9 protein-coding genes are annotated in these 7,919 nt (G+C 36.6%); 1 reads left to right on the top strand and 8 read right to left on the bottom strand.

The annotated features are described in order from the left end of the window. Window positions 1–228 precede the first annotated feature (228 nt). Entirely contained in the window at window positions 229–663 is a 435-nt protein-coding gene (locus V7659_RS16835) for a CBS domain-containing protein (RefSeq protein WP_335540970.1), read from the bottom strand. A gap of 191 nt (window positions 664–854) precedes the next feature. Here V7659_RS16835 and V7659_RS16840 point away from each other — a divergent pair, with 191 nt between their 5' ends. Beyond that, the gene (locus V7659_RS16840) at window positions 855–1,214 is read left to right on the top strand and encodes a YugN family protein (RefSeq protein ID WP_144548805.1); all 360 of its coding nucleotides are present in this window, start codon (window positions 855–857) and stop codon (window positions 1,212–1,214) included. A gap of 39 nt (window positions 1,215–1,253) precedes the next feature. On the opposite strand, the gene V7659_RS16845 is transcribed toward V7659_RS16840, so the two are convergent. The 7 genes from V7659_RS16845 to cyoE all read right to left on the bottom strand — a co-directional run bounded on the left by V7659_RS16845 (window position 1,254) and on the right by cyoE (window position 7,862). Continuing rightward, a complete protein-coding gene (locus tag V7659_RS16845) occupies window positions 1,254–1,718 on the bottom strand; it encodes a DUF420 domain-containing protein (protein WP_335540971.1) in 465 nt (154 codons plus the stop codon). 119 nt (window positions 1,719–1,837) lie between these two features. Further along, a complete protein-coding gene (gene ctaG / locus V7659_RS16850; RefSeq protein WP_335540972.1) occupies window positions 1,838–2,743 on the bottom strand; it encodes a cytochrome c oxidase assembly factor CtaG in 906 nt (301 codons plus the stop codon). A gap of 143 nt (window positions 2,744–2,886) precedes the next feature. Further along, entirely contained in the window at window positions 2,887–3,222 is a 336-nt protein-coding gene (ctaF, locus tag V7659_RS16855; RefSeq protein WP_026566336.1) for a cytochrome c oxidase subunit IVB, read from the bottom strand. Window positions 3,223–3,226: 4 nt separating this feature from the next. After that, entirely contained in the window at window positions 3,227–3,853 is a 627-nt protein-coding gene (locus tag V7659_RS16860) for a cytochrome (ubi)quinol oxidase subunit III (RefSeq protein ID WP_026566335.1), read from the bottom strand. Then, window positions 3,853–5,724, bottom strand: a complete 1,872-nt coding sequence (ctaD, locus tag V7659_RS16865; RefSeq protein ID WP_335540973.1) for a cytochrome c oxidase subunit I — start codon at window positions 5,722–5,724, stop codon at window positions 3,853–3,855. Before ctaD ends, V7659_RS16860 begins: the two co-directional genes overlap by 1 nt. Before the next feature lie 31 nt (window positions 5,725–5,755). Further along, window positions 5,756–6,814, bottom strand: a complete 1,059-nt coding sequence (gene coxB / locus V7659_RS16870; protein WP_335540974.1) for a cytochrome c oxidase subunit II — start codon at window positions 6,812–6,814, stop codon at window positions 5,756–5,758. Between the two features lie 112 nt (window positions 6,815–6,926). Then, entirely contained in the window at window positions 6,927–7,862 is a 936-nt protein-coding gene (cyoE, locus tag V7659_RS16875) for a heme o synthase (RefSeq protein ID WP_335540975.1), read from the bottom strand. Window positions 7,863–7,919: the final 57 nt, after the last annotated feature.

Below are 7,919 nucleotides of genomic sequence, written 5' to 3' on the forward strand. Positions count from 1 at the left end.
AAAAAACCGCTGAAAGGATTAAAATTTTTGACAGTATGCGCAGAGGCTTTCACCCTCTCTGGAACTTTTTCTATCATTTTATGTATAGATAAAATTATTATATCATCTATGACTTGAATAATAATAGTCATTATGATAAATATCAGATAAATGAACTGATTAAAAGAAAACAGGTACACTGAGTACCTGTTTAATTATGAACGGACTATTTTATTTATATAATAATTCTTAGTGTTGTGCACTATTAAAGTTTTGTTCAGATATTTCGGTTAAGGCCACTTTTGCCTGATCATCAGTTAATTCTCGGATGGCGAAATCACCTAATGAAACAATTCCAACTAATTTATCTCCTTCTACCACAGGCAATCGGCGTATTTGATGTTCAGCCATTAATTTTGCCGCTTCCTTGCTTGTAGAATCAGGTGTAATGGTAATGAGTTTGTTACTCATAATATCTTCTACCTTGGTAGAACCAGGATGTTTTTCTGCAACACCTCTTACCACAATATCACGGTCTGTTATCATTCCCACAAGCTTATCCTGGTCGACAATTGGAATAGCACCAACATTTAACTCTTTCATTTTCAAGGCCACTTCATATACATTATCCAATAAAGTACAACTTTCAACTTCGCTAGTCATAATATCCCTGATATTTTCCATTTTCTTACCCCCATGGTATAATTATTTCCTCTTATCTTTATTCTAGGTTTTCCAACCAATAATGTTTTATTCGCCTGAATCTATTCATTGCAAGTTGATTGATTTTCAACTATTATTAAAATTGAATTATAATTGCTTTACTGATAAAAGAAACTTTGGGGTAATGGTATTGTTTTTAGGAGGGATTAATTATGAAATTCGAGAATACTGAGATTGAGAAGTTAAAGGCTGACTTAAACCGTTTAGATGAAGTTATGTTAGATCACGGTTTAGTTCGCGAGGGGCAATGGGACTACGAACGTGTTACATATGACCGCAAGTTTGAGTTAAAAGAAGGGGTATTTTACCTGCGTGTCCGCGGCCATGCGGTAGAAGGTGACATTGGTGCAGATAGAGCAACCATTCAATTAATGACCCCGCTTTTAGGCAAACACTATTATCCACATGGTGTTGAATATGGCGAAGGAGAAAACTTCCCTACCTCACTTGTGAATCAGTGTAAAAAGATTCTTGAAGCCGTCAAGGCTGAAGTAAGTAAATTCGCCCTATAAGAGCAAAAAAGACGCATGTACTCATGCGTCTTTTTTATTTTACAGTCCTAGAATTGCTTTAATCATCGAAGTTGTCTCACCGCCTTGATAAAATACATAAAGCAGTAGGTAAACAGCAACTCCTGTAATCGCAGTGAAAAACCAAATGAGACTAGTAATCGGGCCAAGTTTACGATGGATAGAAAGTTTGTTTTTGTGTCCGGTCAAGATTGAGGCAATACCGAACCCAGCTCCAGTTGTGGCAAGTGTTATATGAAAGATTAAAAATATGGTGTAATAAATTTTAATATTTTCTGGCCCACCGAACGACGTGTTTCCAATAAAGATTGTCCGGGAAGCATAAATGATAAAAAATATCACAGCAAAAATAGCAGCCAAAAACATGGTTTTTTTGTGAGATTCAATCTTCCTTTGTGCTATTTGCCACCATCCAATGGCAACGGTAATAGCACTTAATACAATAAATGAAGTACTGATCGTAGGTAAAATGGGTAAGGAATTCATTCCATGTCCTCTCTTTTCTTTTATTCTACAATAATAGTAGTTCAACTACACAAACAATTCAACGGATAATCATGAAATATCCTCTCATTAGTAAAAAAATCTCCCAAGAGTATGGGAGATTATTTTATGAGCAAAGGATTTAGCTGCTGCTTCATTTCTTGTTCAGTATCAGCTTGATCTTTTCGATACCATTCAAAGAAAACATGTCCAAGGATGACTCCATATATGATTTCCTGAATAATTTTCATTAATACGCCGCCAAGCTGCTGATCATGAAGTAATGACATTGAACTAAAAAGCTCGGGACCACTTAAATTCAAGCTATCAAAGTTAGCAGAACCGACACATAAACTCATTACTTGCCCCCATACTTGAGGATCAGAATAGGTCGCATACATTGGTGTATCTGCAAAGATAATTAAGGCACAAGCTGGTGTTAACAGAATACCATCTGCAAAAATATAACCAACCTTTTTTAGTCCACTTAATGTCTCATGTTCTGGCAATTGATTAAGTAAAGGCCACCACATGAAAGTTGCAACAACAAATAATAGGATAGAATAAATAGCATGCAGCCAACCATTTTGCATGACGTGATCAAAAATAATTGGAACATGATAAAAAGAAAATAATCCATTAAAAACAATCAGTGCAATAAGTGGCTTTGTTAATACCTTAAAGACGGAACCGATAGCGCTGATACTGAATAATTTTCTCCAAACCCAATTTGGTATACTTATTATTAAAATAGGTGGTACCACCAATACCAGAGCAGCCATTTGAATCATATGGACCCAAAACATAAGATGAGCTAATAAATCGACAGGTGATCCCTTAATGGCATAAAGTAAGATGATCGATAATAGAAACAAAGAACCTTGTGTTTTTGTTAATGGCTCACTATCCGGAAACCAGTTTCTATATTTTGTAGTAAGAACAAAATAACCTGCAGTAAATAGAAGTAAAATTAATAAAAAGTACGGGCTCCAAAGTGCTTTAAAACCAAAGATATCTAAAGTAAGCACCCAAATCACCTCTTTTTGAATTAAAAGAATTATTGACTATATTATACCCTTGGTCAAAACGATAAGCAAAGAAATGTAACCTTCCATAATTTTGCTCTTAAAAAAGAAAATCGGCCTTAGCCGATTTTCTTTTTTTGAACATATTACCACCAAATAATTGTTGAAAAGGCAAGTATAGTTATAGCTCCAACCAACACACCTGAGTATAAAAAGAGTGATGGAGCTTCATGCCCTTTATGGCTCATATGCATGAAATAATATAGTTGGAAAATAACTTGAACAACTGCTAATAGAATAATAAACGGTACAGTAAACCATGAAGTAAACCCTTTAATATATACAGCTGCAAAAGCAATTAATGTTAAGAAAATCATTAAGGCAAAAGAAACTAACTGATATCTCATTTCTTCTGCATTTTTCCTGCGACGATATTCAATGTCGACTCTTGGGTTACCTGAATTTAATTGTTGATTAGCCATCAGTTTATCCCACCATTCCCATTAAATATACTACTGTAAAGATGAATACCCAAACAACATCGATAAAATGCCAGTATAAACTAAACACATAGAATTTTGGCGCGTTGTAAAGGTCTAAACCACGTTTAGAATTTCTAAACATTAATGTTAAACACCAAAGTAAACCAAAAGCAACGTGGCCCCCGTGGAAACCAACTAGTGTATAGAAGGCAGATCCGAAAGCACTGCTTGTAAATGTATGCCCTTCATGGACATAATGGGTAAACTCGTAAACCTCTAGTCCTAAGAACCCTGCACCTAACAGAGCTGTAAGACCAAGCCAGACCATCATTTTTTTGAAGGCAAAGTTCTTCATATGATACATGGCGTACACACTTGTTAACGAGCTGGTTAACAGAAGCATTGTCGCAACAAATGTTAACGGTAATTCAAATAAATCCTTTGCTAAAGGATGACTTGAACTTGGAACTTTATCCTTTAATGCAAGGTATGTGGCAAAGAGGGAAGCAAAAAGAACTGTCTCTCCCCCTAGGAAAAACCAAAAACCTAAAAATTTATTTTTTGATTCAAGGGTTGATTTTTCCGGCGCAGCAGGCCATGTTTCATAAGTAAATTTTTCATCAGCGTGCATTATGCCTTAACCCCCTTATCATCATCATCCATTAAGTCCTCTTTGTGAATATGGAATCCATGATCATCTTTTACTGAACGTAAGAACATGGAGCCAAAAGTTACTAATAATCCAATGATCATTACTGGTAAAGCCCAAGCTTTATCATTGACATGGTACATTGCACCAAAGGCAGCAATGAATAATCCTAGAGCCATCATAAACGGTAAGAAAGAAGAATTTGGCATATGAATGTCACCAAGCGGCTCAGCCGGAGTCATTCCTTTTTTACCATCCATTTTTTCTAACCAATAAGCATCCAACCCACGAACAAGTGGAAGTTGCTTAAAGTTATAGAACGGTGGTGGTGAAGGGATTGCCCATTCTAGTGTTCTTCCATCTCCCCATGGATCATTACCAACTTTAACATTTTTCACAGAAGTGATAATGATGTTATATAACATTACAATAACACCTAAGCCCATAAACGCAGCTCCTATAGAACTAACCATGTTGGCACTGTCAAATCCTTGACCAGGAAGGTATGTGAATACACGTCGCGGCATTCCCCATAAACCTAAGAAATGTTGAATAAAGAATGTTAAATGGAACCCGATAAAGAACAACCAGAAAGTAATTTTACCTAAAGCTTCATTCAACATTGTTCCAAACATTTTTGGCCAATAAAGATGTGTGCCTGCAAAGACTGCAAATACTACACCACCAACAATAACGTAATGAAAGTGCGCAACAACGAAATAAGTATCATGGTATTGATAGTCTGCTGCTGCGGAGGCAAGCATTACCCCTGTTACCCCACCAGCAAGAAATGATGGAATAAATGCCATTGCCCAATGCATAGGAGTGGTAAATTTTACACTTCCTCCCCACATTGTTAACAGCCAGTTAAATATTTTAATTCCTGTCGGTACACCAATTGCCATAGTTGCTACTGCGAAAATGGCATTAGCTACAGGTCCTAACCCTGTTGTAAACATATGGTGAGCCCATACCATGAAGCCTAAGAAACCAATTAATACAGTTGCAAAAACCATGGAGGAATAACCAAATAAACGTTTTCTTGAGAAAATTGGGAAGATCTCCGAGAAAATCCCGAATGCCGGAAGTATTAAAATATATACTTCTGGGTGACCAAAAATCCAGAAAAGATGTTCCCAAATAACGGTATTACCACCTAAAGTAACATCAAAGAAATTCGCACCAAACAATCGGTCGAACATCATTAGAACTAAACCAACTGTTAATGGAGGAAATGCGAACAAAATCAGTGCTGAAGTAACAAATGTAGTCCAAGTAAACAAAGGCATTCTCATATACGTCATACCAGGAGCACGCATGTTAATAATGGTAACAAGGAAGTTAATACCACCAATTAAGGTTCCGATACCAGAGATCTGTAAACCTAAGATATAAAAGTCTACACCATGTCCTTTTGAGTGAAGTGCAAGTGACGCGTAAGATGTCCAACCTGCATCGGGAGCACCACCTAAGAACCATGATAGATTTAGAAATATTCCTCCAAAGAAAAATAACCAAAATCCTAAAGCATTTACAAATGGAAACGCAACGTCGCGTGCTCCAATTTGTAATGGCATTACTGCATTCATAAATGCAAATACAAGTGGCATTGCAGCAAGGAAAATCATTGTTGTTCCGTGCATTGTTATAATTTCATTAAATAATCCGGCACTTACAAAATCATTATTTGGTACTGCAAGTTGGATGCGGATAAATATTGCCTCTAATCCGCCCACTAAGAAGAAAAATCCACCTGCAATGAGATATAGGATGGCGATTTTTTTATGGTCAACAGTTGTTAAAAAGTCCCATAAAGTTGCCCCAAATCCCTTTTTTTGAGCATAGGTACTCACAATTTTACCTCCCTTTCAACCAATTCCCCTTTTATTCCTGAACCTTTAATCCCATTAAATATTCTGATAAGGCATTAAGCTGTTCTTCAGACATTTCAGGGTATTTACCTGTCATCATGTTACCTGGTTTGTATGTTTCCGGGTTACGGATCCAATTTTTTAACTCTTCTTTATTATGATCTAAAACACCTGCAACACGAGAGCGATTACCAAAATCTGATAAATTTGGTGCAAGACGTGCTGTTTCAGGCATTTTATTTGATGGTGTTACAGCATGACAACCGATACAGCTTTGATTAAAAATTTCTTGACCCTGTGCAGCAACAGTGCCTTGGGCTTTAGCTGGTTCTTTCACATTCTGCATCGAAGTAACCCAAGCATCAAATTTGTCCCTGCTGATTGCTTTTACTTTAAAGTCCATCAATGCATGGGATGGTCCACAAAGTTCTGCACATTTCCCATAGAATAGATTTCCGGCTTCGTTTGCTTGTTTATCATCAAACTCTAACCAGAATTTATTAATATTTTCAGTGTTGGTATCAAGTTTTCCTCCAACAGCTGGAATCCAAAATGAATGTTTAACATCGGTAGACTTTAAATTAAAGTACACTTTTTCATTCGTAGGTACAACTAAATCCTGACTTGTTACAATCTTCTGTCCAGGATATTCGAAATCCCACCAGTATAAATGAGAACGCACATTAATAACAAGCGCTTTTGTATTTTTCTTGTCCATTGGTGATACATCTGCAAGTTTAAAGGTTGCAGCTACAGTCGGAACGGCAAGAATCAATAGTAAAAGAATCGGCACAACAGTCCAAATAATTTCTAATTTGTGACTTCCTTCTACTTGTTTTGGGATTCTGTCATCCTTTCGTTTAAAACGAACCAAGATCAAAATGAAAATGATCGCAACAATAATAATAACCCCAACCATGATTAAAGTACTTAACTTCATTAAATCATATTGCGTTTTCGCAACTTCACCGGCAGGCTTTAACGTGGAAAGGTACGGTTCGCCACATCCGGAGAGTACAAGCGCTAAAATCGAAAATAACGAAATCAAACGCCATTTTGCAAGCCTTTTCATAGCTTAATCAAACCCCTCTTTCACTAATAAATTATAAAACAATTGGTGGATCAAAGAAGTATGTAGGATGACTGTTTCCTTCAATTTCATCTAGAAACAATCAATTGCAAAACTAAATCAATGTAACGATAACCATTGCTACAAAAATAATAGTTAAGTATTGCAAAGAGTAAACAAACATTAGTTTTGCCCACTTTATGTCATCTTTGATTCTATATCCATAAATCCCTAATGCCAGCCACCCGATATTTAATAGGATAGCAAGTACTAGAAATGGGATTCCTAACTTGGTTAGAAAAAACGGAATCGGTTGAAGTGCAGCAACCCAGAGTACGATGTGAATTTTGGTGGTTTTAAACCCCTTCACTACCGGTAGCATTGGGATACCAGCAGCTTTATATTCTTTAACTCTTCTCATCGCCAATGCATAAAAATGCGGTGGCTGCCAAACAAACATTAACACAAACAATGACCATGCCATTATATCAAGATTTGCATCAACAGCTGCCCACCCAATAAGCGGAGGTACGGCGCCTGAAATGCTCCCGATAATTGTATTGGAAACCAATTGCCTTTTCGACCACAGAGTATAGAGGAAAACATAGCTAAAAACTCCAAGCAGTCCAATTACTGTTGCAGTCATCGTAGTAAAGAATAAAGACAGTGTTCCCAGTCCAATAAGTAAAATACCTAATGATAGAACTTTTACCGGCCCTATTTTCCCTGTTACAGTTGGTCGCGCTTTCGTTCTTTCCATTAAATGGTCAATATCTCGATCAACATAATTATTGATCGCACAGGACCCAGCAATGATTAACGAAGAACCAACTACTGTAAAAAAGACAATATCTAAATTATTTAGAAAGCTTTGCCCTGTAAAATGTAGTGCTAACCATAAACCTGTAAAAGTAGTTATAAGGTTGGAATTTACAATCCCTATTTTTATAAGGGCCATAAGGTCTTTCCAAGCTGAGGTTTGTAAGTTGGTATTCAGGCCCGCAGCGCCATTATCAATAGCAGCATCTCCGTAAGCCTTAGAGTTAGACATTTGTTTCTCCTCCTAAACCTAAATAAGAAAACATTCATCATTTAAGTAAGTAATATG

It is taken from the genome of Neobacillus drentensis (assembly GCF_036966985.1).
Lineage (GTDB): Bacteria > Bacillota > Bacilli > Bacillales > Cytobacillaceae > Neobacillus > Neobacillus drentensis_E.